25 protein-coding genes are annotated in these 23682 nt (G+C 32.7%); 8 read left to right on the top strand and 17 right to left on the bottom strand.

All coding sequences use genetic code 11. The features are described 5' to 3' along the window. Positions 1-15 precede the first annotated feature (15 nt). The gene (locus QLQ95_RS06705; protein ID WP_320493490.1) at positions 16-990 is read left to right on the top strand and encodes an integrase core domain-containing protein; all 975 of its coding nucleotides are present in this window, start codon (positions 16-18) and stop codon (positions 988-990) included. Between the two features lie 134 nt (positions 991-1124). On the opposite strand, the gene QLQ95_RS06710 is transcribed toward QLQ95_RS06705, so the two are convergent. From QLQ95_RS06710 to QLQ95_RS06725, 4 genes are read right to left on the bottom strand one after another with little or no spacing between them, the layout of a single operon-like run. Continuing rightward, positions 1125-1562, bottom strand: a complete 438-nt coding sequence (locus tag QLQ95_RS06710) for a GNAT family N-acetyltransferase (RefSeq protein ID WP_428237698.1) — start codon at positions 1560-1562, stop codon at positions 1125-1127. Between the two features lie 4 nt (positions 1563-1566). Beyond that, positions 1567-1944 carry a nuclear transport factor 2 family protein gene (locus QLQ95_RS06715; protein ID WP_428237697.1) on the bottom strand — a complete coding sequence of 126 codons (378 nt, stop codon included), beginning with the start codon at positions 1942-1944 and terminating at the stop codon, positions 1567-1569. Between the two features lie 12 nt (positions 1945-1956). Then, entirely contained in the window at positions 1957-2565 is a 609-nt protein-coding gene (locus QLQ95_RS06720) for a hypothetical protein (protein WP_428237696.1), read from the bottom strand. A gap of 6 nt (positions 2566-2571) precedes the next feature. Beyond that, positions 2572-3915, bottom strand: a complete 1344-nt coding sequence (locus QLQ95_RS06725; protein ID WP_428237695.1) for a polymer-forming cytoskeletal protein — start codon at positions 3913-3915, stop codon at positions 2572-2574. Positions 3916-4102: 187 nt separating this feature from the next. Here QLQ95_RS06725 and QLQ95_RS06730 point away from each other — a divergent pair, with 187 nt between their 5' ends. After that, the gene (locus tag QLQ95_RS06730; RefSeq protein ID WP_095928383.1) at positions 4103-4510 is read left to right on the top strand and encodes a helix-turn-helix domain-containing protein; all 408 of its coding nucleotides are present in this window, start codon (positions 4103-4105) and stop codon (positions 4508-4510) included. 99 nt (positions 4511-4609) lie between these two features. Here QLQ95_RS06730 and QLQ95_RS06735 read toward each other — a convergent pair whose 3' ends face one another. Further along, complete coding sequence (locus tag QLQ95_RS06735; RefSeq protein WP_482503140.1) at positions 4610-5245, bottom strand: hypothetical protein; 636 nt, start codon at positions 5243-5245, stop codon at positions 4610-4612. A 452-nt stretch (positions 5246-5697) separates the two neighbouring features. Between QLQ95_RS06735 and QLQ95_RS06740 the strand changes: the two genes are divergently transcribed. Further along, positions 5698-6990, top strand: a complete 1293-nt coding sequence (locus tag QLQ95_RS06740; RefSeq protein ID WP_482503142.1) for an aminopeptidase P family protein — start codon at positions 5698-5700, stop codon at positions 6988-6990. A gap of 59 nt (positions 6991-7049) precedes the next feature. Here QLQ95_RS06740 and QLQ95_RS06745 read toward each other — a convergent pair whose 3' ends face one another. Further along, the gene (locus tag QLQ95_RS06745; RefSeq protein WP_095928386.1) at positions 7050-7568 is read right to left on the bottom strand and encodes a ferritin; all 519 of its coding nucleotides are present in this window, start codon (positions 7566-7568) and stop codon (positions 7050-7052) included. Positions 7569-7657: 89 nt separating this feature from the next. After that, positions 7658-8014 (bottom strand): hypothetical protein, encoded by a 357-nt coding sequence (locus QLQ95_RS06750; RefSeq protein ID WP_320494274.1) that lies wholly within the window; start codon positions 8012-8014, stop codon positions 7658-7660. Between the two features lie 177 nt (positions 8015-8191). On the opposite strand from QLQ95_RS06750, the gene QLQ95_RS06755 reads away from it, so the two are divergent. Further along, positions 8192-8995: a TIGR00266 family protein gene (locus QLQ95_RS06755; RefSeq protein ID WP_248728555.1), complete on the top strand. Its 804-nt coding sequence runs from the start codon at positions 8192-8194 to the stop codon at positions 8993-8995. Positions 8996-9160: 165 nt separating this feature from the next. Continuing rightward, positions 9161-9937, top strand: coding sequence for an alpha/beta fold hydrolase (locus tag QLQ95_RS06760; protein WP_320494276.1), 777 nt, complete (start codon positions 9161-9163; stop codon positions 9935-9937). 85 nt (positions 9938-10022) lie between these two features. On the opposite strand, the gene QLQ95_RS06765 is transcribed toward QLQ95_RS06760, so the two are convergent. Together QLQ95_RS06765 and QLQ95_RS06770 are read right to left on the bottom strand one after the other, a co-directional pair. Continuing rightward, positions 10023-10397, bottom strand: coding sequence for a hypothetical protein (locus tag QLQ95_RS06765; RefSeq protein ID WP_095928390.1), 375 nt, complete (start codon positions 10395-10397; stop codon positions 10023-10025). Positions 10398-10421: 24 nt separating this feature from the next. Then, entirely contained in the window at positions 10422-10757 is a 336-nt protein-coding gene (locus tag QLQ95_RS06770; protein WP_250834922.1) for a roadblock/LC7 domain-containing protein, read from the bottom strand. A 273-nt stretch (positions 10758-11030) separates the two neighbouring features. Here QLQ95_RS06770 and QLQ95_RS06775 point away from each other — a divergent pair, with 273 nt between their 5' ends. Then, entirely contained in the window at positions 11031-11174 is a 144-nt protein-coding gene (locus QLQ95_RS06775) for a hypothetical protein (RefSeq protein ID WP_248728558.1), read from the top strand. A 6-nt stretch (positions 11175-11180) separates the two neighbouring features. Here the strand turns inward: QLQ95_RS06775 and QLQ95_RS06780 are convergent, their stop codons facing one another. The 7 genes from QLQ95_RS06780 to QLQ95_RS06810 all read right to left on the bottom strand — a co-directional run bounded on the left by QLQ95_RS06780 (position 11181) and on the right by QLQ95_RS06810 (position 22082). Then, on the bottom strand, positions 11181-11855 hold the full coding sequence (locus QLQ95_RS06780; RefSeq protein ID WP_482503145.1) for an ATP-binding cassette domain-containing protein: 675 nt from the start codon (positions 11853-11855) through the stop codon (positions 11181-11183). Positions 11856-12153: 298 nt separating this feature from the next. Then, a complete protein-coding gene (locus QLQ95_RS06785; RefSeq protein ID WP_482503147.1) occupies positions 12154-14916 on the bottom strand; it encodes a PD-(D/E)XK nuclease family protein in 2763 nt (920 codons plus the stop codon). 63 nt (positions 14917-14979) lie between these two features. Next, a complete protein-coding gene (locus QLQ95_RS06790) occupies positions 14980-16461 on the bottom strand; it encodes an OmpA family protein (RefSeq protein ID WP_095928392.1) in 1482 nt (493 codons plus the stop codon). A 113-nt stretch (positions 16462-16574) separates the two neighbouring features. Continuing rightward, positions 16575-17768 carry a glycine C-acetyltransferase gene (gene kbl / locus QLQ95_RS06795; RefSeq protein ID WP_095928393.1) on the bottom strand — a complete coding sequence of 398 codons (1194 nt, stop codon included), beginning with the start codon at positions 17766-17768 and terminating at the stop codon, positions 16575-16577. Positions 17769-17849: 81 nt separating this feature from the next. Then, positions 17850-21008 (bottom strand): UvrD-helicase domain-containing protein, encoded by a 3159-nt coding sequence (locus QLQ95_RS06800; protein WP_095928394.1) that lies wholly within the window; start codon positions 21006-21008, stop codon positions 17850-17852. Positions 21009-21150: 142 nt separating this feature from the next. Continuing rightward, entirely contained in the window at positions 21151-21747 is a 597-nt protein-coding gene (locus QLQ95_RS06805; protein WP_095928395.1) for a lipoprotein signal peptidase, read from the bottom strand. Positions 21748-21866: 119 nt separating this feature from the next. Beyond that, complete coding sequence (locus tag QLQ95_RS06810; protein WP_095928396.1) at positions 21867-22082, bottom strand: hypothetical protein; 216 nt, start codon at positions 22080-22082, stop codon at positions 21867-21869. A 180-nt stretch (positions 22083-22262) separates the two neighbouring features. Between QLQ95_RS06810 and QLQ95_RS06815 the strand changes: the two genes are divergently transcribed. Further along, positions 22263-22619, top strand: coding sequence for a roadblock/LC7 domain-containing protein (locus QLQ95_RS06815; protein WP_091494460.1), 357 nt, complete (start codon positions 22263-22265; stop codon positions 22617-22619). Positions 22620-22654: 35 nt separating this feature from the next. Beyond that, positions 22655-23035: a hypothetical protein gene (locus QLQ95_RS06820; protein WP_095928397.1), complete on the top strand. Its 381-nt coding sequence runs from the start codon at positions 22655-22657 to the stop codon at positions 23033-23035. A 262-nt stretch (positions 23036-23297) separates the two neighbouring features. Here QLQ95_RS06820 and QLQ95_RS06825 read toward each other — a convergent pair whose 3' ends face one another. Further along, positions 23298-23678, bottom strand: a complete 381-nt coding sequence (locus tag QLQ95_RS06825) for a TraR/DksA family transcriptional regulator (protein WP_012022792.1) — start codon at positions 23676-23678, stop codon at positions 23298-23300. Between the last annotated feature and the right edge of the window lie 4 nt (positions 23679-23682).

Genomic DNA, 23682 nt, shown 5'->3' on the forward strand with positions numbered 1-23682 from the left:
ATAAATTTTGTTGCGATGAGAAATAACAGTCATGATTCAACACTAGAAAGAAACTATTTAGAGAAGTATCGTTTTTTGATAAAAGAATATGAGCAGGTAAAAAACAAGACGCATCCAGTGCATAAAAAGGCTATGGAATTTTATAAGGCAAATGACACCTGCAGAAAAAGTTTCTTAAAGTATTATAACCGCTATAAGCAGAGCGGTAAGTCTTTAGATCTACTGCCTCAAAAGCGAGGTCCAAAATACAAGACAAGACGTCCTGTGCCATTTATAGAGCGAAAAGTAATTGAATTAAGAGAAAAAGGAAACAACAAATATGAAATTGTTAGTATCTTAAAGCCCAAATTAGGAAGGAGCACTCCTTCATATTCTGGAGTTTATAATATTTTAAAACGCAATAATATAAATAGGCTAACTCCGAAGATTAAAAAGAATCATCAAAAAATAATCAAGGAAAGAATGGGTCAGCTTGGTCACATTGATTGTCATCACTTAAGCAAGAGCATCATAAAAGGAGAGAATCGAAGATTGTACCTAGTGTGCATAATTGATGATTACAGTAGGATTGCCTGGGCGGAATTAATTCCCGACATTACTAGTTTAACAGTTATGTTTGCAGCATTAAAATGCTTAAACATCTTAAGTGATCATTATGAAATAAAATTTGAAGAGATTTTATCTGACAATGGGCCTGAATTTGGAATCAAAACCAGCCAGCAGAAATATAACCATCCTTTTGAGAGAATGCTTATGGAATTAGGGATTATCCATAGACACACCAAACCTTACAGACCACAGACAAACGGAAAGGTTGAACGCTTCTGGAGAACTCTTGAAGATGATCTGCTTAGAGAAACTGATTTTGATTCTTTGGAAGAGCTAAAAGAAGAATTATTACAATATTTATATTACTATAATCACGAAAGGCCACATCAGGGAATTGATGGAAAAAAGCCAATCGAAATGATAAATCCGTTACCGAAATAAGTGACTTTTACAATTTCGACCGAAGGGAGAAATCTTCGCAAGTAACTCCGTTCCAACAAGCCAATCTTTGTCGAGCTTCTCGCGAAGATTTCTCCCTTCGGTCGAAATGACAAACTAGACTGATAATTCTTTACTTATTTATAAATCGTAAACTTATTATGACTCAAAGTAAAACCAAGATTCTCATAAATCGCCACATTTTCTACTCGTTTCTTATTTGTCGTCACTTCAATACTTTTTAAATTATTTTTCTGAGCAAAATCTAAAATCTCATTTATTAACAATCTTCCAACGCCTTGACAACGATATTTTTGATGAATAAAAAACTCCTGGATCTCACCAACTAATCCACAATGATGCAAAAGATTTTGGGTATGAAAGCTAATAAAACCTAGACCTTCATTTTCGTTTTCGGCGATTAGATAAAGATTTTTTGGGTTTGAGATGTTTTCATTGAATATTGTTTCGAACATTTTAAAATCTAAAATTTCATTTTCGAGTTCGCAAATTGCTTTGTAGACGAAGTCTAAGTCGTGATTTTCTACTTTTCTAATGTTTACTTTTAGATTCATAACTCTAACTAATATCTGTCAGCTTTACAATCTTATTGTCCGAGAATTGAAAAATCGACTTCCCTTTCATATTTAATCCCTGACCCGCTTTTAATCCGTTTGGAAAATCTACTGCTAAAACAGCATAATAATCAATGTCAATAATTGCTGTAATTTCATCTTGTATGAATGATATAATAGTTTGTTTTCTTGCTGAAAAATATTCTTTGCCTTTTTCAGCCTGAGCTTTAAACTCTTCAATTCCATTCAAAGTCAAGTTGATTTCGCCATTTTGAATGTTTTCAAAAATAACCGATTCGTCAAAATCAGCAATCATTTTGTCAATATCAAATTGATTATATCCTTCGATATAATTTTGGATTATTTTTTCTTTGTTGTTCATATCACTCCTAATTTATAAATTACCGTAAACCACAATGTAGTCCGCATAAAACAATTTATCATTTAGCCAATTAATAATTTCTTTTAAAAACATTTTGACTTTTTCATCATCAGTCTCAATCTGATTTATTTTTTTGACAATTTCTGTACAGGTTATATTATCAAAAAAATTATGTCCTAAAACATCAAATTTATTTTCAACTAAATTATTCCAAGGATTTTTTAGCGGATAAACTGATTTAAATGTCTCTATAACAATATTAAAATCCTCTGTTTGAATAAAAACATCACTTCTTTTTGCAGTTTTATAAAATTCTCCTTTTGCAGTTTCTGGCCATAAAATAAAACCGATTTTTGAAACAGGATTATTTCCTGTGGCTATGACAACTGGCTTTTGATTAATTCTTTCAATTGCTTTTACCACATCCCGATTACAAATTTGATATTCTTTTTTTGCAATTTCTTCTTCACATTCAGTTTTCTCACAAATCTCTCTAATGTTTTCATTATGAAAATCTTCTTCGGAGAGTATAACATCATTATTGTTCTTTTTAAGAAGCTGAACTGCTCTGGTTAAAGGAATTGAGACTCTACTTCTTAATATTTTTACACTTTCATCCATTCTTCATTACAAATATTCATTCAACCCAAGTCGTTCAAATTTCTGTTTGTATTTTTGAATATATTTACTCCACTCCTCTTGATTTTTATAAACCGAAAAAGCATAATCAACCGTTTCTTTGCTGAAATGATTTCCAAAAATATTATCCAAATATTCAATTCCTGAATCGATTACTTTTTTTAGAGTTTGTAATTTATCAATTCCAGTTGCTTTGCAAGCTTTATCCAGCCAAAGCCCTTTTCCAATTTTTACATATTCTACAAGAAGATTTTCTGTTATAAATGGAGAAGGAACATCGTTTATGTCAGGTTCATGTTTCCCGTTTTTAAAAACTAACAGAATTAGTTCTTCCGAATAATATTCCTCTGGAATTAATCTCAACATTGTGCCTCTTTCTGCCGCTTTGAAACAAAGGCCTTTTGTGATAAATTCATCAGGAATTACCTGAATTGCAAAACCATCTTTTTTTACCAGTTTTTCGCAAAGTTCTGGCGTAATAAATTCTTCGTTTACATAAGGCAAAGCATAAAATGTATTTTCTAATGCCATTTCGCACAATTCTTTGGTTTTATATTGAGGCGGAACCAATTTCAGATCTCTGTAATTTGTTTTTACTCTTAACTCCCAATGAGCAAAGGTTTTTGGAGCTGGCTTACTTTGCTTTAAAACAAATTCGCCTCTTGCCAAATCCCGTTCCAATTCTTCAAAAGTTTCAATTAACGGATTATCTAACAACTTCCTGAGTTCGTTCGAAATAATTTCATCGCCCGTTTCATCGTCATATTCGCATTCATTTTTAGGATCAATTTCATCTCTATCATTATAATAAAACAAATCATTTTTTCTTTCGGCAAATGTTGTATTGTGATCTGTTACAATAAAAACCGGAGCTTCAATTAAACCTGTACAATTAAAATTACCATGATTATAATACGTCATTACAACTTCTTTTGCCGTAACATTCCCGTTTATTTCTACATACGAACCGCCTAAAAGCAAACTTTTACAGAAAACATTTCCGCTTATAAAAACATACGGACCATAATCTCCTTCAGCATTTATAATAGAACCGCTAATGAAAGCATTTCCGTCAATTAAAATTCCTTCAATTCTAAATTCGTCAATGGTTTTAAAAGGAAGATTAAAAATATTGAAATACCATTTCTTTATTTTATCCTCATAAATATCCAAATGAAAATTGGAATCAAAAAGCACATCTTTATCTGCTACAAGAAAAAAATCTTCATCGTCCCATTCGTCAAAATAATCAAATCCTTCTCGATCAAGTAAAAAGGGATATTTAGATTTTACTTCTTTTATAGTAACTAATTTAAAAGCTGAATTGTGCATTTTTTATTCTTATTAAACCAAATTTACATGGCATTTATTTTATATCAAGATTACACAATTCTAAATTCAAAACCAATTCGATAGTCAGAAAAATTGTATTTTTACTCCACAAAAAAGAACTTGCAAATGCAAACTTGTTTTCTGCATAAACCAAAAAAGGTAAAAGAATTTTAAATATCTTTGAATCATGAGCACAGCAATAAAACCAAGACACATCGGCAGAAACATTAGCCGAATTAGAGAACTGAGAGATATGAAGCAGGAAGCGCTTGCTATTGCACTTGGTGTTAGTCAGCAATCTGTTTCTAATCTCGAAGGAAGTGAAAGCGTTGATGACGAAAAACTAGCCAGAATTGCAGAAGCTTTGGGTGTTTCAACAGAAGCTATTAAAAATTTTTCTGAGGACGCTGTTTTTAATATTATTGGGAATACTTATAATGATGATTCTTCATCTATAAAAAACTATAATTGTACTTTTAATCCGCTTGATAAACTTTTGGAAGTTATTGAAAAGAATGAAAAACTTTATGAAAGATTGGTTGAAGCCGAAAAAGAGAAAGTGGCACTTTTGGAGAAGTTGCTTGATGATAAATAGAAATTTATTTTATAAAAGAAAAAAAACCGAAGTTTTGAAATTTCAAAGCTTCGGTTTTTTTATGTTTCGCTACATAGCAAACAAACTAGAATTTCTAATTTATTCAATGACATAAATTAATATAGGAGGGCCAGCATCATGTTCTGCAACAGCTAAATAAAAAGGCTTTTTCAAATTTAATTTTTCGAATACATTTTCTTCATCTGCCCTTTTAAATAATTTATTCATTTCTATTAATGCTGTAGCTTCAAATAGTTTATAAATATTATTTACATCTATAAAATCATCAAAATTATCTTCCTCTCCCTGTATATTTTCAGTTAAGTGATATAAAGTTGGAGAAATAAAAGCTGGCAGACAAGAAATATTATCCAAATATTCCATCTGATCCTCATCGATTTCAAATTCAGATAATTTTCGATCTGAATCATCAAAATCAATGGCAAAAGCTTCTAACTCCCCACCATACAAACCTCCATGTTCAAAATAAATCATATTGAAACTTTTACCAATATCACTATTATATTTCTCTGCAAGCCAGTATTTTTCAATATTTATCTCTAGTTCCTCAATCATCAAATTTTCATGTTCTTCTCTATTCTGGTTTTTCCATAAATTATAAAATGAATTATAGGCTTCATTTTCCGAATCTTGTAAATCGGTTACAATAATTTCTTTTGCCTCTTTTTCAATTTCCAGAAAATTGTTTAAAATCAAATCATTAACTTTTTCCATGTATCATTTTAAATTATAGTAGAATACCAATATACAAAATACCAGAATCTATAAAATGCTTTTTCTTTTAAAAACCACATATCTCTCGATAGCCATTGGAATGAATGGGAGTAGGTAAGATTTTTCAATCTTTGTAGAATTTCGAATGTGATCTCTTCTTCGTCGAGATGACAAAACTAGGAGTATACAAATCTTTGTAGAGTTACTTGCGGAGATTTCTCCTTTCGTCGAAATGACAAGATTGGGTAAATACTTTGCGACTTCGCGTCTTTGCGAGCAAAAATCTCCTGCGCACTTTGCGCAAACCTTAGCGTTCTTTGCGGTTAAAAAACTTCATGCCTTAGCGCCTTTGTGGCAAAAACAATAAATAAGAAAACTTTAATAAATCTGCTATACGTCACTAATTCAAAAATTAGTAATTTTGAAATTCGAAGTTCAAAAACGAAATAATTATGAAATATCATCAAATAAACAGCGCTCTTTTTGTAAAAAATCGCAGAAAGTTCATGGCTGAAATGAAACCTAATTCTGTTGCAGTATTCAACTCAAACGACATTTACCCAGTTAGTGCCGATAGTACTTTACCGTTTGCGCAACATAGAGATATTTTTTATCTGAGCGGTGTAGATCAAGAAGAAAGCGTTTTGCTTTTGTTTCCAGATGCGCCTTATGAAAGTCAGAGAGAAATTCTTTTCTTGAGAGAAACAAACGATCATATCGCAGTTTGGGAAGGTGAAAAATTGACTAAAGAACGTGCTTTTCAGGTTTCTGGAGTTAGAACAGTTTATTGGTTACAGGATTTTCATAAAGTTTTGAACGAAATGATGACGTATGCCGATACGATGTACATCAATACAAACGAACATTATCGCGCAACTGTTGAAACAGAAACTCGTGAAGCTCGTTTCGTAAAATGGTGGAAAGAGCGTTATCCAGCACACAATGTTGCAAAAAGTAATCCAATTTTACAAAGACTTCGTTCTGTAAAAGAAAGCGAAGAAATCGATTTGATTCAGCACGCTTGTGATATCACAGAAAAAGGTTTCCGCAGATTATTGGGATTCGTAAAACCAAATGTTACAGAATATGAAATCGAAGCCGAATTAGCTCACGAATTCATCAGAAACCGTTCTAAAGGTTTTGCTTATACGCCAATTATCGCTTCTGGAAACAATGCAAATGTTTTACATTATATCGAAAACAACCAGCAATGTAAAGACGGAGATTTGATTTTGTTGGATGTTGCTGCAGAATATGCTAATTATTCTAGCGACATGACGAGAACAATTCCAGTTTCTGGACGTTTTACAGATCGTCAGAAAGCGGTTTATAATGCTGTTTTGAGAGTTAAAAACGAAGCGACAAAAATGCTTACGCCTGGAACACTTTGGAAACAATACCATGTTGAAGTGGGTAAAATCATGACTTCTGAATTACTTGGTTTAGGCTTAATTGACAAAGCAGATGTTCAGAATGAAAATCCACAATGGCCTGCTTACAAAAAATATTTCATGCACGGAACGTCTCACCACTTAGGACTTGACACGCACGATTACGGATTGCTTCACGAACCAATGAAAGCAAATATGGTCTTTACGGTTGAGCCAGGAATTTATATTCCAGCAGAAAAATTCGGAATCCGTTTAGAAGATAACGTTGTGGTTCAGGAAAAAGGAGAACCTTTCAACTTAATGCGTAACATTCCTGTTGAAGCAGATGAGATTGAAACTTTGATGAACTCATAAATAAAAAGAAAGCCCTTAATAAAATATTAAGGGCTTTTTTTATTATCTAAATCGGTTAATTATCCGATTTTTGAGATTTGTACATCCAGTTGGAATTTACCATCGGCTTCATTTCCATTGATTAGATCAAAAAGCTCTAACGCTCTTCTTGCATTTTTCTCTTCTTCTCTTTGTTCTGCTACATACCACATCATGAAATCTTCTGTAGCGTAGTCATTTTCAGCTCTACATTTTGCGATTACTTTATTGATCGCCTGAGTAACTGCAATTTCGTTTTGCAAAGCAATTTCGAATACTTCTTTAAAAGAAGCAAATTCTTGCTGCACTTCTGGAACCGATGGCGTAATTGCAATCCCTCCCATATCTGTAATGAATTTGAAAATTTTCAGAAAATGCTCTCTTTCTTCTTCGGCTTGCTTATACAAATACGATGCTGTATTGGCATAACCATTTCTATCCAACCATGCAGCCATAGCTAAATATTTGTTAGAAGCGTCACTTTCTAATTTTGCTTGTAAATTCAATATATTTTCTACACCTTCAACTAATGAAGTACGTGTTCTTAGTAAATCTTTCATAACCTTTAATTTTTATACGTGTAAAATTACAAAAATTAAAGAAGCCGATCGTAACCCCTTGAAAATTTGGATTTAATCTAAGTAAGAATCTAAATAAGCTCGACGTTTACCATATTGCAAAGCATAGAATGCAGGTTTAGGGTAAATTTTGTTCCGTTTAATAAATCTCTTAACTGCACTATTTCGCAGATAGTAAGATTTCTAGAAAAATTTCTTTTGGTAGTTTCAATCAGCTGTGCATCTGATTGATCAGATAAGTCATAAAGCATGTTAAGAATATCAACACTATTAACCTTTCTTTGAAAAATCAAAAAATCCTGAATTTTATAACTTGACATAGTATCAACAAAATTAATAACTATACTATTGGTCAAATCACATTGGTAACTGTATCCTTTTTCGGTCTCAAATAATATTTTGGTGGTCAAATCGCTAACTAATGACATTCTGATAAAATTATAACGATGCAAAAATATAGAATTTAAAGCAAATAAACACGTAATTAAGACTAATTTAAAATAACAAAATCATTTAAAGTTCTTAAAAACAGTCGAAGTGCATTAAACACTGTAACATTCTACAGCATTTTTTGTCTAATTTTAAAAACAAATACCTAAGAAATTATGCAGGCACACGAAATAGATTATCAGATTTTTGGAGAAGAAATGCAGTATGTGGAAATAGAATTGGATCCACAGGAAATTGTAATTGCCGAAGCGGGCAGTTTTATGATGATGGAAAACAATATCCAGATGGAAACTATATTTGGAGACGGTTCTCAACAACAAGGTTCGGGTTTGTTTGGCAAACTTTTAAATGCAGGCAAAAGAGTTCTTACGGGCGAAAGCTTGTTTATGACCGCATTTTTAAATCAGGGTCACACCAAAAGTAAAGTTTCATTTGCATCACCATATCCTGGAAAAATCCTCCCGATTGATTTAACCCAATTTCAAGGTAAATTTATCTGTCAAAAAAGCTCTTTTTTATGCGCTGCCAAAGGCGTTTCTGTCGGAATTGAATTTTCTCAGAAACTTGGTCGCGGCTTATTTGGCGGCGAAGGTTTTATTATGCAGAAAATTGAAGGAGACGGAATGGCATTTGTGCATTCTGGAGGAACAATGGCTAAAAAAGAGTTAGCTCCTGGCGAAGTCTTAAAAGTAGATACTGGATGCATTATTGGTTTTACCAAAGATGTAGATTATGATATTGAATTTATTGGCGGCATTAAGAATTCTATTTTTGGTGGCGAAGGATTATTCTATGCCACTTTAAAAGGTCCAGGAACAGTCTTTATACAATCGTTACCATTCTCAAGATTGGCTGACCGTATTATTGCATCGGCGCCACGATCTGGTGGAAATAGCCGTGATGAAGGAAGTCTTCTTGGCGGACTAGGAAATCTTTTGGATGGCGATAACCGATTTTAATTTTAGAATGGCTTTCAGAAATGAAGGCCATTTTCATTATCACAAATGCTATTTTATCATAAATAATTTTATAACTCTTTTAAAGATTTCCCAATTAAATCAAGACATCATGATATTTTACTTCAGCTTTCTTAACTTTGTGCTTTCACAAAAAAAATCTTCATTTTGAAAACGATTTTATACAAGAATACTAAAATATCATACTCAGATTCTGGAATTGGAAACACAATAGTTTTACTTCACGGCTTTCTTGAAAACAAAAAAATGTGGTTAGAATATAATAATCTGTTTTCAGAAAAATATCGCGTTGTAGCAATCGACTTATTAGGTCATGGTGAATCTGATTGTTTAGGATATGTCCATAAAATGGAAGACAATGCAGGCGTTGTAAATGAAGTTTTAGAGCATTTGAATATTGAAAAAGCTACAATTGTCGGGCATTCAATGGGAGGTTATGTTGGTTTGGCTTTCGCCGAATTATACCCAGAAAAAATTCAGAAATTAGTTTTACTAAACTCCACTTCAAAAGAAGACAGCGCGGAGAAAAAATTAAACAGAACCCGAGCCATTAAAGCTGTAAAACAAAATTATGTCAATTTTGTAAGTTTAGCGATTGCAAATTTATTCAGCGAAAACAACAGAATTCGATTAGCAGAAGAAATCGAAAAAGTAAAAACGGAAGCTTTAAAAACACCTTTACAAGGAATTATCGCTTCTCAGGAAGGCATGAAAATTAGAAAAGACCGAGAAGAACTGGTTCGCAAAAATTTATTTCCGATTTTATTGATATTAGGAAAAAAAGATCCTGTTTTAAATTACGAAGAAAGTCTTTCACAAATCGAAGATACGACAGCAGAATTGGTTTCTTTTGAAGACGGGCATATGAGCCAGATTGAAAACAAAGAAGCTCTAAAAACTATTTTATTAGATTTCTTCGAATAAAAATCAAAACAATCAGGATCAAAAAAGGCCATTTCTAACCTAGGGTTGAAATAGCCTTTTTCTCATTCTTGGGGGCAAAATATCGTTATAACTTTGAAGTAATGTCTTTCTTGTATTTAGATAAAGTCGCTCTTGTTAAACCAAGATTTGCTTTAGTAGAATCTACCGCTAAGTAGATAAAATATCTTCCATCTTCAGAAACATCAATAATATGAATCTGATCTGTAAGGGTAATTAAAATATCATTAATTTTTTGATTTAATCCTAAAGCTCTAAGTGCATTTAATTTAGCTTTTACGACTTCTAAATTATAAGCCGAAGCCAATTCTGGATCAAAATCAGATTTTACTGTTAGAGAGCAGTAAGACATTCCTGTTTCAACTTCTGTAACCGAAACAGCGATGAATCCGTTAACATTCTCTTTTAAATCGTTTTGAAAATTTTGCAAAAAATCTGACATGTGTATTAAATTTTTGGTTTTAAATTAGTTGTTAAAAATAGAATCCATTTTTCTTAGCAATAGACCCATTTTGCTTAAATCTTTAGAAAGCAACGCGATGCAATTATCATCTTGATTTTTGCTCGCTACAACAATTCCGTCGTTATTTTTTATCATAACTTGTTTAAGATCTCCATTATTAACGTCTTCAGACATTTCTAGGCACATCTTTAAAATCATTCCGATCATTGCTGCAACATTCCCGTCGTACTCTAAATTAACAGACTCATTCAAGATTCCATCAATATTAAAACTTAGTCCAGACTCTGCGCCAGTCTCTTCTACTAGTGTTTGTAAATCAATCATTTTCTTATTTGTCATGTTTTTGGAAGCGCCAAAGATATTTTAATATTGGCAATTGCGCGATAAACACTTGTTAAAAAAAGATGTAGTATAACGTACTGACGCACTTTTATTTATCACTTAATTAATCCTATTTTTTTGCAAAAAATCTGCAAAAAAAATTAACATAAAAAGCAAATAATACTAAAAACATAACAATTCGCTTAACAAAACTCATTTCTAAAATTAACATTTGCAGATTATTGCATTTGACAAAAGTTTTTCTATAGATTTGCAAAAAAATTTAATAAAATGAAAACTGTTGACGAATTACGCTTTGACTTAAATGTAAAACTGGAGAAGTTTAGAAGATTTCGTATTGAAAACGGACACATTAACAACTCGACTTCTGGAGAAAAATCTAAAAAAGGTTTTTTCAAAAAAATATTCAGCTAAAAGCATCTAAAAAATTGCCGAATTTATCAGATAACCTTTCTGCATAAGTTCGGCTTTTTCATTGATTATCTGCAACTTACCATTATTCATTATTCTTAAATCTGTTGCAATTTCTATAACACTTCTATAATTGTGATCTGTAACAATTATTCCCTTTTCTTGAGAATTTTCTTTAATTAACAAAGCTACAATTTCTATCATTTTAGGAGACAAACCACTAAACGGCTCATCTAATAATACAAATTTTGACTGATTAGAAAGTATTAATTTAACTTGAAGATATCGCAATTCTCCAAAAGACAAATCCCTAATTTTTTGATTTAAAAGAGATTTTAAAAAATCATCTTCACAAACAAAGTGCGCTTTTTGTTTATCGACAGATAACAAAATGGTTTTCAAAACCGAAAAATGATTTGGAATAAATTGGTTTTGATGTAGATAACCAATTTCATTTAACAAAGTAGAGGCGTTATTTTTTGAAATTCCGTTAATAAAAATACTTTTATCCAAAGCCGGCACTATTCCAAATATAATTTTCAACAAGGTAGATTTTCCTGAGCCATTTCTGCCCAATAAGCCCATTATTTGACCTGTTTCCAATTTCAAATAAATATCTGAAAGCAATAATTTATTATTAAAGCTTTTTTGAATTCCGCTGACTTCAAGAATATGCTTTTTCAAGATATTTTTTGAGTTAAAACCCAAATCATCAAAGACAGAAATACAAAACCAAAATTTAGCAAAAGACTACAAAACACAAGCCTTCTTTTTGAAAGACCATTGTTCCTATAAAACAAATATTCGTTTTGGCGATATATTTCTTTAAATCCAATGCTTGAAGCAAAACCTAGTGTAGCTATCATCAATAAAAAATGATTAAATCCTCCAAAAAGAAATGCAATGGCAGAAACGGCTAAATTCACCATCAAAGTCGTCTTATAAAATTCAAATATGTTTCTAAATTTCCTGATAAGATGTTCTAGATTTTTTCCTCAAAAGGAATATTAATATCCAAAATCTCCGCTAGCAAATTAGCAATTTCTTCCAAATAAGAATTCAAGATTTGAGGTGACACTATAACATCTAGATCCTTTTCTTCTTTAAAGCCAAAAGGCAAAAAACCCGATTTTAAATTTTTAAATGATATAATTCCAACTTCTATCGGAAGTCCGCCTGCATGTTTCTCAAACATGAATGCATAAGCCAAAACCTGAATGATTTTGTCGTTTTTAAGCTCTTGTGTTAATCCATTCCAAGATTTCAATATAACATTAGCCTTTTCTACTTTTCCGGTCTTATAATCGATAATTCGGATTTTCCCATCTCGACGTTCAATTCGATCGACATTTCCTTTAATTAAAACAGGAAACGGCAATTTTGGATGAACAAACTCGCGTTCAAAAGTCTGCTCTAAAGCAATTATCTGAATCGCTTCATTGTTTTTTACCGATTCTAATTCCATTCTCAAGAAATTAGCCACATTTCGTTTTGCGACTTCAAAAGCCAAAAGATTTCTCCCTTTCTTGATTTCACCTTCTTTGTAAACTAACTTAAACTGCTTAAGCACTTCATCATCCAGTAATTTAAAACAATTTAAAAGATCGTTCTCAAAAATAAATTTCCCAATAAAAGGCTCATAAAGCGTTTTTAATGTTTCGTGAATAATTGTTCCTAAAGTATTCAAAGCAATATTTTCTTCCACTTCTTCCACTTCCCGAATTCTCAAAATCTTCTGAAAATAAAACTCAATCGGATTCCGAATATAACTAGTCAACGCTGAGGGCGAAAAACCATTAACAGCAATCTCCTTCAATCGCTCCATTACCAATTCAGACTTAGGAACAGAAATAGGCTCGTAAGCTGTATTGGGAAGATCAGGATTATAAATATCAAAAGTAATATTATGCTGTGGTTTCTTCTCGACTTCTAGTTGCGTAATAAAACGGCTTCGTTCTCCAGCATCCAATCCGTCATTTTCAGTATTATAAATCAAATAAATATTTTTAGCCCTCTGTAATAAGTGATAAAAATGATAAGTATAAATAGCATCCTTTTCCTTAAAAGTTGGAAGGCCAAGTTCTCTTTTTACATCATAAGGAATAAATGAATTTTGCGATTTTCCAGCTGGAAATTTACCTTCATTCATAGAAGTTATAATAACAGTATCGAAGTCCAAAACACGACTTTCCAAAACCCCCATGATCTGTAAACCTCGTAAGGGCTCACCCTCAAAAGATACTTCCGCTAAATCTATAATCTGTTTGTAAATCGAATGCAGGGTATCGATATTGTCGATATGATGATGTTTTGAATAATAATTTATTAGCTTATTGATTACTTTAAAAACGCCATAAACAAAAGCTTTCGCAATTTTTTCTTCTTCATTATCATTGCTAAAATGATCTTTAATTGCGATCAATAAAGTCGAAATATTCTTTAAAACTGCAATAGAACCATTTTCCCATTTTTCAAACAACAAATTAAAAAAATTTGAAGACTCTGGATGAAGTTCTAAAATTTTCTGATGCGTAATAAAAGTATAATTATTCTCTTTTATAATTCGTACCAATCTATGTGCATTCGCATAGGGCTCCACCAAAGGATGCGTCAAAATATCAAGCACGTCTTTATAATAAAAAACATAACTGCCTCCTTTTCGAGAAAGCGCATTGGTGTGCATTTTAAATAATTTGGCAACAAATATCTGCGACGGATTATTTTTCCCAGAATATCCCATCGTAATATTTAATGCCCCAACAGATGAAGGAAGCGAGTATAGAACAGGAACCAATAAGTTTTCCTCACCTAGCACAACTGCAACTTTATCCAACGAAGCATCAGGGTGTTGATCTATTAAATTCTCAATAATACTTCCAGCCAATTTTGCTTGGCCAATTGTTTTTGGAGTTCCTATTATTTGAATGTTTTTTGACTGTGAAAAATCATCAACAATCCATTCAAAAACATTTGATTTATAATGTTTCCAACTTTCTTTAAATCGTCTTAAAAAAAGTCCTGCATCATGATATGGATCATTTAGAAAAGCCTGGTCGGCATCCCAATAAATTCTAGCTTGATCTAAAGCTAGTAAATGCTGTACTATTTTTTCTTCGGCAGCATTCAAAGCATTGAAACCGGCAAAAATAAATGTACGATTTCCAATAGTATTCGAAAAATGATTAAGATTATTTACCGCTTCTCTGTAAATCAAACCTTGATATCCAATTGACTTAAAAAGCAAATGATTGTACAACGACTCGTAGTACAACGGAAGTAACTTCCAGAAATTTATGTAGTTTTCAAGAAGCTTTGTTTTTTGATCTACTTCCAGTCCCCATCTTTTTATATCTTCAATATCTTTCAGATAAGACAGAACATGCGAAGGATCCAGAAGATATCTGTCAATTTCATTAAAGTCCTGTAGAAGCGTTTTTGCCCAATTTGCAAATAGCTCAAAAGATTGTTGTTGTTTTTGTTCTGTAATAGATAAATAAACTTCATAAAATTCAAACAAAAGCTCAATCGAATCAACCGAACGAATTGAAGCTACATCTTGAACAAAATCTTCTATACTTGTAATCTCTGAAGCAATGATAGTTCTTGAAGTCTCTTTTTTAAGAGCTTCGATCAAAAAAACTTTTGCCCTTTTATTAGGAAGTATTATTGTTATTTCAGAAAGTTTGCCTGCAAAGTCCTGAATTACAATAGAGGCAATTTTTTGAAGAAAAGAAGTATTTACCATAGGATAAAAATAAAAAAAGCCATTCAATTAAGAATGGCTTTTCCTGTTTATTTAGAAAACTAATTATAGTTTACCTTGGTATTTAGAACCAATGTGTCTAATTTCAGTTCTTCTGTTTTGTGCTTTACCTGCAGCAGTTTTGTTACTTGCAACTGGTTGGCTAGCTCCAAATCCTTTAGACTCTAAGTTCTCTGGGTTAACACCTCTTTGAACTAATGCATCTAAGACAGCTTTAGCTCTGTCTTCAGAAAGTTTTTGGTTGATTTTAGCAGAACCTGTACTATCTGTGTGTCCTTCAATAGAGAATTTCGCGTTTGGATAGTTTTTAAGGATTTCTTTAATAGCATCTAATCTAGCTTGAGTTTCTTTATCTCCAGTTTTGAAAGTAGCTTTTCCTGAGTTGAAGTATACCGCTCTAGCTTGAACTTTAAGATCTTCTAACGCCTCAGAAGTTACTTCTGGACATCCTCTGTTACTAGCTGGACCAGCAACTGTAGGACAATCGTCATCTTTATCAGCTACACCGTCTTTATCAGCATCTAAGAATGGGCAACCACCGTTTTCTTTAGGACCAGCAACTGTAGGACATTTGTCATCTTTATCAGCGATTCCGTCTCCGTCAGTATCAGGACAACCTTTTAAAGCAGCTAAACCAGCAACATCTGGACAAGCGTCATCTTTATCAGCAATTCCGTCTCCGTCTGTATCAGGACATCCGTTTAATGCAGCTAAACCAAATACATCTGGACAAGCATCAGAAGCATCAACGATTCCGTCACCGTCAGTATCAGGACATCCGTTGAATTGTTTTAAACCAGCAACATCTGGACAAGCATCATCTTTGTCGTAGATTCCGTCTCCGTCAGTATCTTTACCTCCGAATTTGAAGATTAAACCTGCAGTGTGTTGGAAGTGAGATGGAGTATCAATTTCTCCATTGTAGTCATTTCTTCCAGGATTATCTCCAGACCCTGAAGCAACAGCCCATTTGTATCTTGTAGCAAGCTCAAGACCAATAGCATCTGTAAACCAGAAAGTGATTCCAGCACCTGGGTTAACAGTTCCAAAACTGTCATCTCCTAAGAAAGTATAACCTCCACCAATAGATAACGAAGGATCAACCACTTTAGATTTGATTAATTCTTGGAAGCTGTATTTGATAGTAGCATCAATTCCGTAGTACATTAAGTCACCAGGATTAGTTACAACGTTACCTCTTCCATCATGTCCTGGAGCAGTTGGTGCGAAATAAACAGCTTTATCAATTTTGTTTACAGATCCTTGTAAACCAACTGACAAACCATGTCCAATGTATCTATTTACTCCAATGTAAGATAGAGAAGGAAGGATGTTCCAATTGTCTTTTACAGCGAATGGCTGAGAGAAGTGTTGATCAAAAAACCCATGACCAGCTCCTGAACTTGTTCTAGTATCCACAGCATTAACCCCGAAAGAGATCGCCCATGGATTGTTACTGTCTTGCGCGTGAGAACTTAAACCCATCGCCATCAATACAGCAACTAAAAGTTTGTTAAGATGTTTCATACTTAATTTTTTTAATTACAATTTAGTTAATTACAAGCAAAAGTAACACCAAATTTTTTAAATACAAAATGAAATGTTAAAAAAAACCTACAAAAATTTAACGTAAGTGGTAATTATATAACTTTTAACATTTTACCGACAACTGTGAAGGCATTTATAGCTTTATCCAGGTGTTCTTTTTCATGCGCCGCAGACAACTGTACTCGTATTCTAGCCTTATCTTTTGGAACCACCGGAAAGAAAAACCCAATAACATAAATCCCTTGTTTCAAAAGTTCATTTGCCATCGTTTGAGACAATTTTGCATCATACAACATAACAGGCACAATTGCAGAATCTCCATCAATAATGTCAAAACCTGCTTTTTTCATACCTTCTTTAAAATAGTTGGTATTCCATTCTAGCTTATCACGAAGCGCAGTGTCTTTTTCTAACAACTCAAATACCTTTATAGAAGCCCCAACAATTGCAGGTGCCAATGAATTTGAAAACAAATAAGGTCTAGATCTCTGACGCAATAATTCGATTATTTCTTTTTTCGCAGTAGTATATCCTCCCATTGCTCCTCCTAAGGCTTTACCCAGAGTTCCCGTAATAATATCTACTCTTCCCATTACTCCCTTTGCCTCAAGAGTTCCTTTTCCTGTTGCTCCAATAAAACCAGCCGCGTGACATTCGTCTACCATAACCATTGCATCATATTTATCAGCAAGGTCACAGATTTTATCTAATGGCGCTACAAGACCGTCCATAGAGAAAACTCCATCAGTAACAATTAATTTAAAACGAGCTCCTGCTTCATTTGCTTTTATTAATTGCTGCTCCAAATCTTCCATATTATTGTTTTCATAGCGATAACGAGCCGCTTTACATAAACGAACACCATCTATAATAGAAGCATGATTTAAGCTGTCTGAAATAATTGCATCGTTTTCTCCTAACAAAGGTTCGAATACTCCTCCATTTGCATCAAAGGCTGCCGCATACAATATGGTATCTTCTGTACCATAAAAATCAGCAATCTTTTTCTCTAATGTTTTATGAATATCTTGTGTTCCGCAAATGAAACGAACAGAAGACATTCCGAAACCATGCGTATCCATTGCATCTTTAGCAGCCTGAACCACTTCTGGATGAGAAGAAAGTCCTAAATAATTATTAGCACAAAAATTCAACACTGTTTCGCCTGTCGAAATTGTGATTTCTGCACCTTGAGGAGACGTAATAATACGTTCCTTTTTAAAAATTCCATTTTCCTCAATTGTCTGCAATTCCTTTTGCAGATGTTCTTTTATTTTACCGTACATTTTATATTTATTTAAAACGTTAAAAATTAACAGCTTAACAAAAATAAAGCTTCGTTTTTCTTTAACATCTGATTAATTTTTTCACAAATTTACCACTTCAATTTCGGTTCCTATATACACTAATGCCTTTTTTAGAACCGTGTATCCTAAATCTTCAATTGCATCTTGATACTCCTGAATTTGCTGCTGATATTTTGCATTAACAGCTCCAGTTTTATAATCCAATAAATAGGCTTGTTTATTTTCCAAAAACACAACTCTATCTGGCTTTAAAATCCTTCCTTCTTTTTGCACAATGGTCTGCTCATTTAGAACTCTATCTTTTCCATCAAAACAAACATTTAATTCGGGGTGGTTGACAATCTCTTTTAGAGTTTTCAAAACCTGATCTACTTGGTCGTAAGTTATCAAACCATTCTCGATAGATTTTGTTACAGCCAAATCAACATCTGATTTATCTTTCACATAAGCCAGAATCTCATGAACAATATTTCCATATGAAATAGCTTCCTGCTGATGCGTCCCCCACATCAAAGCTTCTCGTTGCGCGATTTTAATATTTTTCGGATTCAAAACCTCCCTCACAATAGGAATCGACTTGACTGTATCTACCGTTTCTGTATTTTTTGACAATCTGGTTTTATTTCCAAACTCGTAATTCAATTTTTCTTCTTCATAAACCCCTTCGTTGATCAAGAATTTAATAAAAAAAGAAGCCATATTATTCGGATATTCGCCATCGCTTTTAGCTTTTAGCGATTGAGAAATTACATACAACTGTTCTTCAGCACGAGTTAGCGCAACATATAGCACATTTATATTATCTAAAAGCTCTTCTTGTTTTTTCAAATTGAAAACTGCCGAAGCGTTTTCGCCAAAACCCTCAACAGCGCTACTATTATCGACCAAAGCTTTTGGAACTCCCAAATCGATTTCCTCCGTATCTAACCACAACTTATCTTTGGGTTTTCTGTTATAATCTTCGTCTGCAAAAGGCATAATTACAACCGGAAACTCCAATCCTTTAGATTTATGAATGGTCATAATACGAACAGCATTATTTCCTTCTGGAGACGGGATACTAAATTTCTCGGAATTTTTATCCCAGAAAATCAAAAAGTCTGCAACACCAGATTGATTTCGAATATCTCTTTCTAAAACAATATCTAGAAAAAACTGCACATAAGCATTTCCTTCCGACGGAAGAATAAATTTAGAAATGATGATTTCTACCGCTTCATACAAAGATTTCTTTCGCACATCTTCAAACGAAAAAGAAACATCAAAAGTCATAAGCCATTCTTCAAATTCTTTTTCAAATCTTTGACTCATTCCCAATGCGATGAAATCATGCACAGGCATTGACAAATCTTTTGTTGACGAAAGAAAATGCAAAAAGTTGGCTTTCGACTCTAAATCAGCACTATTGTTTAAATATCTCAAAAGATGAATTATCAAACGAACTTCTGATGCATTTTGAATCATTAATGTCTCTGAAGAAAGAAGCGGAACGCCTTGCTCCGTCAAATAATTTGCAACCGCAATTCCTTGATCTCTTTTTCTGGTCAGAATTACAATATCTTTATATTCAAAACCCTGTTTAACAACTTCTCGAATTGTATTTAAAGTTGCCAAAACATACAAATCAGATTTCTCTACCACTTCTTCTTCATCTACAGATTCATTTTTCTCAGCAATCGGAAGAAAAGAAATATTTACATAACCGCCTTTTTTTGAATTCGTATTTTGAAAACTGTGATTTTCATATAAATCCTTATAATCTTCATTTGTAAATTCAGTCGAAATCAATTTAAAGAAAGCATTATTGAATTCAATAACTTCACTATAACTTCTATAGTTGGTATCTAAATGCTTCACTACTTTTTCATGATGAAAAAAAGCCACCTCTTCTTTACTTAATTCAATAAATTGCTCTGCTTTTCCTCCGCGCCAGCGATAAATAGATTGTTTTGGATCTCCAACAATCATCAAAGTTCCTTTATTTCCGTAATCATCTAGACCAGAAAGCGAATTATCAATAAGCGGAATCAAGTTCTGCCATTGCATTTCTGAAGTATCCTGAAACTCATCGATAAAAAAATTACGATAACGCTCACCCAAACGTTCGTAAATAAAAGGTGCTGGCTGATTCTGAATTTCGCGATGAATGATCGCATTGAATTCTGAAATCGACAAGACATTTTGTTCTGACTGAATTTTTGCAAGCTCGTTACTCACAGTATTCAGCAAAGAAAGTGGTGTTATATTTTTTAAAAAAGCTTTATAAAAATCTCTTTTTTCAAAGTTTTGATAAACCTCTTTTAATATTTGAAGCAATTCTGGAATAATATTTTCAATTAACGCTCGGTCTTTTGCCGTTTTGTTAATCGCAATATCATCAAACTCATGAAAGGTTTTATTTTTTGGATTGAATTTTCCATCTCGAATACTTTGCAAATGATTTGAAAAAGTCCCTCTCGAAAATGATTTTGGATCAATTCCGTTTTTATCAATCAATTCAATTGCTTTCGTTGCAAGACCTTCATTTACATCTTCTAGCTCTTTACAAAGCACTTGCATCTTCTTTTTAATCTCAACAAACTCTTCAATAGTTTTATCTTGAAAATGCAGAATTTCATTTCTATTGTTCTCATTTAAAACCAATCTTCCTGTATCGAGAATTTCTCGAGAAACATCCCAACTTTTGTCATCATCGGTTTTTTCCATTGTAAAATCAATGAGCAGTTTGGTCAATGTTTCGTCTTCTCCAGCTTGTGCGATAATAGCATCAACAGCTTCAACCAATAAATTTTCGGTATCCAAAGTAACTTCAAAAGTCATCGGAAGATTCAAATCATGAGCAAAAGCACGAATAACTTTATGGGTAAATTTATCAATTGTAGAAATATCAAAAGCGGCATAATTATGAATTAAGTGCTTAATGATTTGCTGCGATTTGGTTTTAATTTTAATAATCGAAAGTCCAGTATCGCGCGATAAGTCCTCCATCAAATCGGCGGCTTTTGGAGACGGGTTGTCTTTTGCAAATTCAGACAGACTCCCAACAATACGGCTTTTCATTTCATGAACCGCTTTGTTGGTAAAAGTAATGGCTAAAATATTTCGGTACGCATCGTTTTTTGGAGAAGAAAGAATAATCTTTAAATATTCTTTTACCAAAGTATACGTCTTTCCTGATCCCGCAGAAGCATCATAAATGGAAAAAGACGGACTTTGCATAAGTTTAGTTTTAGTATTGTAAAAATAGCACAATTAAATATTAAATCCCAATAATGAAAAATTCCAAATTCTAATTTTTGAAGCACTAATTGCAAACAAATATTAGAATTTGGAATTTTTTATGTTGTATTTTTAAAAATAATTAGTGTTTTGGGAAAGCTCTTTTGTTAAAAACTAACAGTATACCTACACCTGTAGAAATTGCCACATCGGCTACATTAAAAATCGCATTAAAGAAAGCAAAGTGTTTTCCGCCAAATATTGGAAGCCAACTTGGAAGCTCTCCTTCCCAAATTGGAAAGTAAAACATATCTACAACCAGACCGTGAAACCATGTTCCGTATGGAACTGGAGAAAAAATAGTCGCTAAGTTATGTGTACTATCATCAAAAATAACCCCGTAGAAAACAGAATCAATAATATTTCCTGCTGCTCCAGCAAAGATTAATGCAATAGCTGCTATCAAATAATTCGAATGACGCTTTTTTACTGAATCAGAAAGCCACCAGCCAATTCCAACAACTGCAAAGATTCTGAATACGGTCAAAATTAATTTTCCATACTCTCCAGGAATTTTTGTTCCCCAAGCCATTCCTTCATTTTCAATGAAATGAATTCTAAACCAATCAGCAATCACAAATTCTTCGCCTAAAACGAAATTTGTTTTGACATAAATTTTAGAAAGCTGATCAACAATTAAAACTAAGAATATAAGGAAATACGCTTTTCGTAATGACATTTTATAATTTTTTGATGCGCAAAAATAACAATTTAATCAAAAAAAACGCTCCCAAAGGAGCGTTAATTGTTTTGTAACAAACTAAACAAGTTTATCTGCTAATCTAAACCGAGTAAAGTTTACTTTTTTACGGCAGCTTTTGCTGGTGTCTTTGGACTGTCGGAAAAAAATTCTGAAATGGACTTGAATATCCCTTTGCTTTCTTTTCCGGCCGCCAATTTCTTAGCTTCTCCCTTTTTTACATCAGCTTTAAACTTAACACGCAGTTTTTCAAATTCTTTCATTCTGCGCTCTACATCAGAGTTTACTTCTTTGAATTTCAATACTTTAGCCATAATGTAAGTTTTTTGTAGTAAATAATTTAAATTATTACTGATTTGGTACTACAATGATACATAATTTAATTTATATTTGTTAATAAAAATTAACACTTGTTTAGGATAACTTGAATTAATTTTTAAAAACGAATACCAACACAAACTGAATTTAACATTCCTCCCAAAATCCTACAAAAAATGAATGAAATCACAACCACACTAAATGACTTTCTTGTCAGCACAAAATCTACTGCTGCATTAATTTTAAATGGAAAAGGAAAACTTATCACTTCCTTAAATCTTGATTACGGCGACAGTATTGCCGCAATGAGTGCAGCTATTTTATCTATGAGCGAAAAATTCTTAATTGATTTGGAAAAAGGCTCTCTAAAACAATTATATCTAAAAAGTGCCGAAGGCGTTATTGTTGGAAACAAAATAAGCGGCTCTAACTTTATCGTTGCTTTCTCTAAAGAAGGAAGTAACCTAGCATTATTGATGCGCTCTACAGAAGAAGTTTCTGCAGAATTAAGCAAAAATTCCCTATTGAAATAACATAAAATTCTATTAACAAATAACCCAAATGAACTATGAGCAATGATTTTTTAAACGTGTTTTTGAACGAAATGAAAAGCAACGTAAATGGCTTTATCGCTGTAGCAGTAACAGAAATTGAATCTGGATTAAGCTTTGGAAATTTAACTGTAGATCCAGGTTTTGATCCTGAACTTGCAGCAGCCTATAACTTAGAAGTTGTAAAAGCTAAATTGAGCGCCGTAAAAGCACTAAACCTAAACCAGGACATCGAAGATATTTTGATTACTCTTTCTAATCAAATTCACATTATCGATATTTCTCCAAACAAAAAATTCATGATCTATCTTGCTGCTGATGCTTCAAAAGCGAATTTAGGTATGACAAGAGCTATTTTAAGAAAACACAAAGCTGATGTTGAAAAAAATCTAGCATAACTTCTTAAAATACAATACACTGAAAAAACCGTCTTTATAAAGGCGGTTTTTTTTTATTTGAATAGCAAACAAAAAACCAAAAAGAGTCAAACCAAATAGTTCTTACAAAAACCAATACCCTCTCTTTAAAATTATTTTGATTAATTATAAATAATTTCTTTCAAAGCACAAACCTAGCAATGAACTCTCTTATAGCTAAATGTTAAACAAAAAAAGCGCCCCTTAAAGGAGCGCTTTTTCTCTTACGTAGTTCTACGCAATTTTATCTTTGCAAGTTTTTAGCTTCGATACTCATTGTTGCATGAGGAACGATTTTAAGCCTTTCTTTGCTAATTAATTTACCTGTTACTTTGCAGATACCGTAAGTTTTATTTTCCACACGGAATAAAGCATTTTTTAAGTCACGAATGAATTTCTCTTGTCTGATAGCCAACTGAGAGTTTGCTTCTTTTGACATGGTCTCACTTCCTTCTTCAAAAGCTTTAAAAGTTGGAGAAGTATCGTCGGTACCGTTATTCAAATCGTTCATATAGGCACTTTTGATCAAATCAAGATCTTCTTGTGCTTTTTTAATTTTTGCTTGGATTATTTCTTTGAACTCTGCTAAATCTGCATCAGAGTATCTTGTAATTTCATCTATCATTTTC

The organism is Flavobacterium sp. B330r, from assembly GCF_056824325.1.

Coding starts and splice junctions, on each gene's coding strand:
- QLQ95_RS06770 (WP_250834922.1), bottom strand. CDS start 10,757: ATGACAAATAAGAAAATGATTGATTTACAAACACTAGTAGAAGAGACT.
- QLQ95_RS06825 (WP_012022792.1), bottom strand. CDS start 23,678: ATGATAGATGAAATTACAAGATACTCTGATGCAGATTTAGCAGAGTTC.
- QLQ95_RS06740 (WP_482503142.1), top strand. CDS start 5,698: ATGAAATATCATCAAATAAACAGCGCTCTTTTTGTAAAAAATCGCAGA.
- QLQ95_RS06790 (WP_095928392.1), bottom strand. CDS start 16,461: ATGAAACATCTTAACAAACTTTTAGTTGCTGTATTGATGGCGATGGGT.
- QLQ95_RS06715 (WP_428237697.1), bottom strand. CDS start 1,944: ATGAACAACAAAGAAAAAATAATCCAAAATTATATCGAAGGATATAAT.
- QLQ95_RS06705 (WP_320493490.1), top strand. CDS start 16: ATGAGAAATAACAGTCATGATTCAACACTAGAAAGAAACTATTTAGAG.
- QLQ95_RS06710 (WP_428237698.1), bottom strand. CDS start 1,562: ATGAATCTAAAAGTAAACATTAGAAAAGTAGAAAATCACGACTTAGAC.
- QLQ95_RS06735 (WP_482503140.1), bottom strand. CDS start 5,245: ATGGAAAAAGTTAATGATTTGATTTTAAACAATTTTCTGGAAATTGAA.
- QLQ95_RS06720 (WP_428237696.1), bottom strand. CDS start 2,565: ATGGATGAAAGTGTAAAAATATTAAGAAGTAGAGTCTCAATTCCTTTA.
- QLQ95_RS06785 (WP_482503147.1), bottom strand. CDS start 14,916: ATGGTAAATACTTCTTTTCTTCAAAAAATTGCCTCTATTGTAATTCAG.
- QLQ95_RS06800 (WP_095928394.1), bottom strand. CDS start 21,008: ATGCAAAGTCCGTCTTTTTCCATTTATGATGCTTCTGCGGGATCAGGA.
- QLQ95_RS06815 (WP_091494460.1), top strand. CDS start 22,263: ATGAATGAAATCACAACCACACTAAATGACTTTCTTGTCAGCACAAAA.
- kbl (WP_095928393.1), bottom strand. CDS start 17,768: ATGTACGGTAAAATAAAAGAACATCTGCAAAAGGAATTGCAGACAATT.
- QLQ95_RS06765 (WP_095928390.1), bottom strand. CDS start 10,397: ATGTCAGATTTTTTGCAAAATTTTCAAAACGATTTAAAAGAGAATGTT.
- QLQ95_RS06725 (WP_428237695.1), bottom strand. CDS start 3,915: ATGCACAATTCAGCTTTTAAATTAGTTACTATAAAAGAAGTAAAATCT.
- QLQ95_RS06805 (WP_095928395.1), bottom strand. CDS start 21,747: ATGTCATTACGAAAAGCGTATTTCCTTATATTCTTAGTTTTAATTGTT.
- QLQ95_RS06755 (WP_248728555.1), top strand. CDS start 8,192: ATGCAGGCACACGAAATAGATTATCAGATTTTTGGAGAAGAAATGCAG.
- QLQ95_RS06745 (WP_095928386.1), bottom strand. CDS start 7,568: ATGAAAGATTTACTAAGAACACGTACTTCATTAGTTGAAGGTGTAGAA.
- QLQ95_RS06750 (WP_320494274.1), bottom strand. CDS start 8,014: ATGTCATTAGTTAGCGATTTGACCACCAAAATATTATTTGAGACCGAA.
- QLQ95_RS06730 (WP_095928383.1), top strand. CDS start 4,103: ATGAGCACAGCAATAAAACCAAGACACATCGGCAGAAACATTAGCCGA.
- QLQ95_RS06810 (WP_095928396.1), bottom strand. CDS start 22,082: ATGGCTAAAGTATTGAAATTCAAAGAAGTAAACTCTGATGTAGAGCGC.
- QLQ95_RS06775 (WP_248728558.1), top strand. CDS start 11,031: ATGAAAACTGTTGACGAATTACGCTTTGACTTAAATGTAAAACTGGAG.
- QLQ95_RS06820 (WP_095928397.1), top strand. CDS start 22,655: ATGAGCAATGATTTTTTAAACGTGTTTTTGAACGAAATGAAAAGCAAC.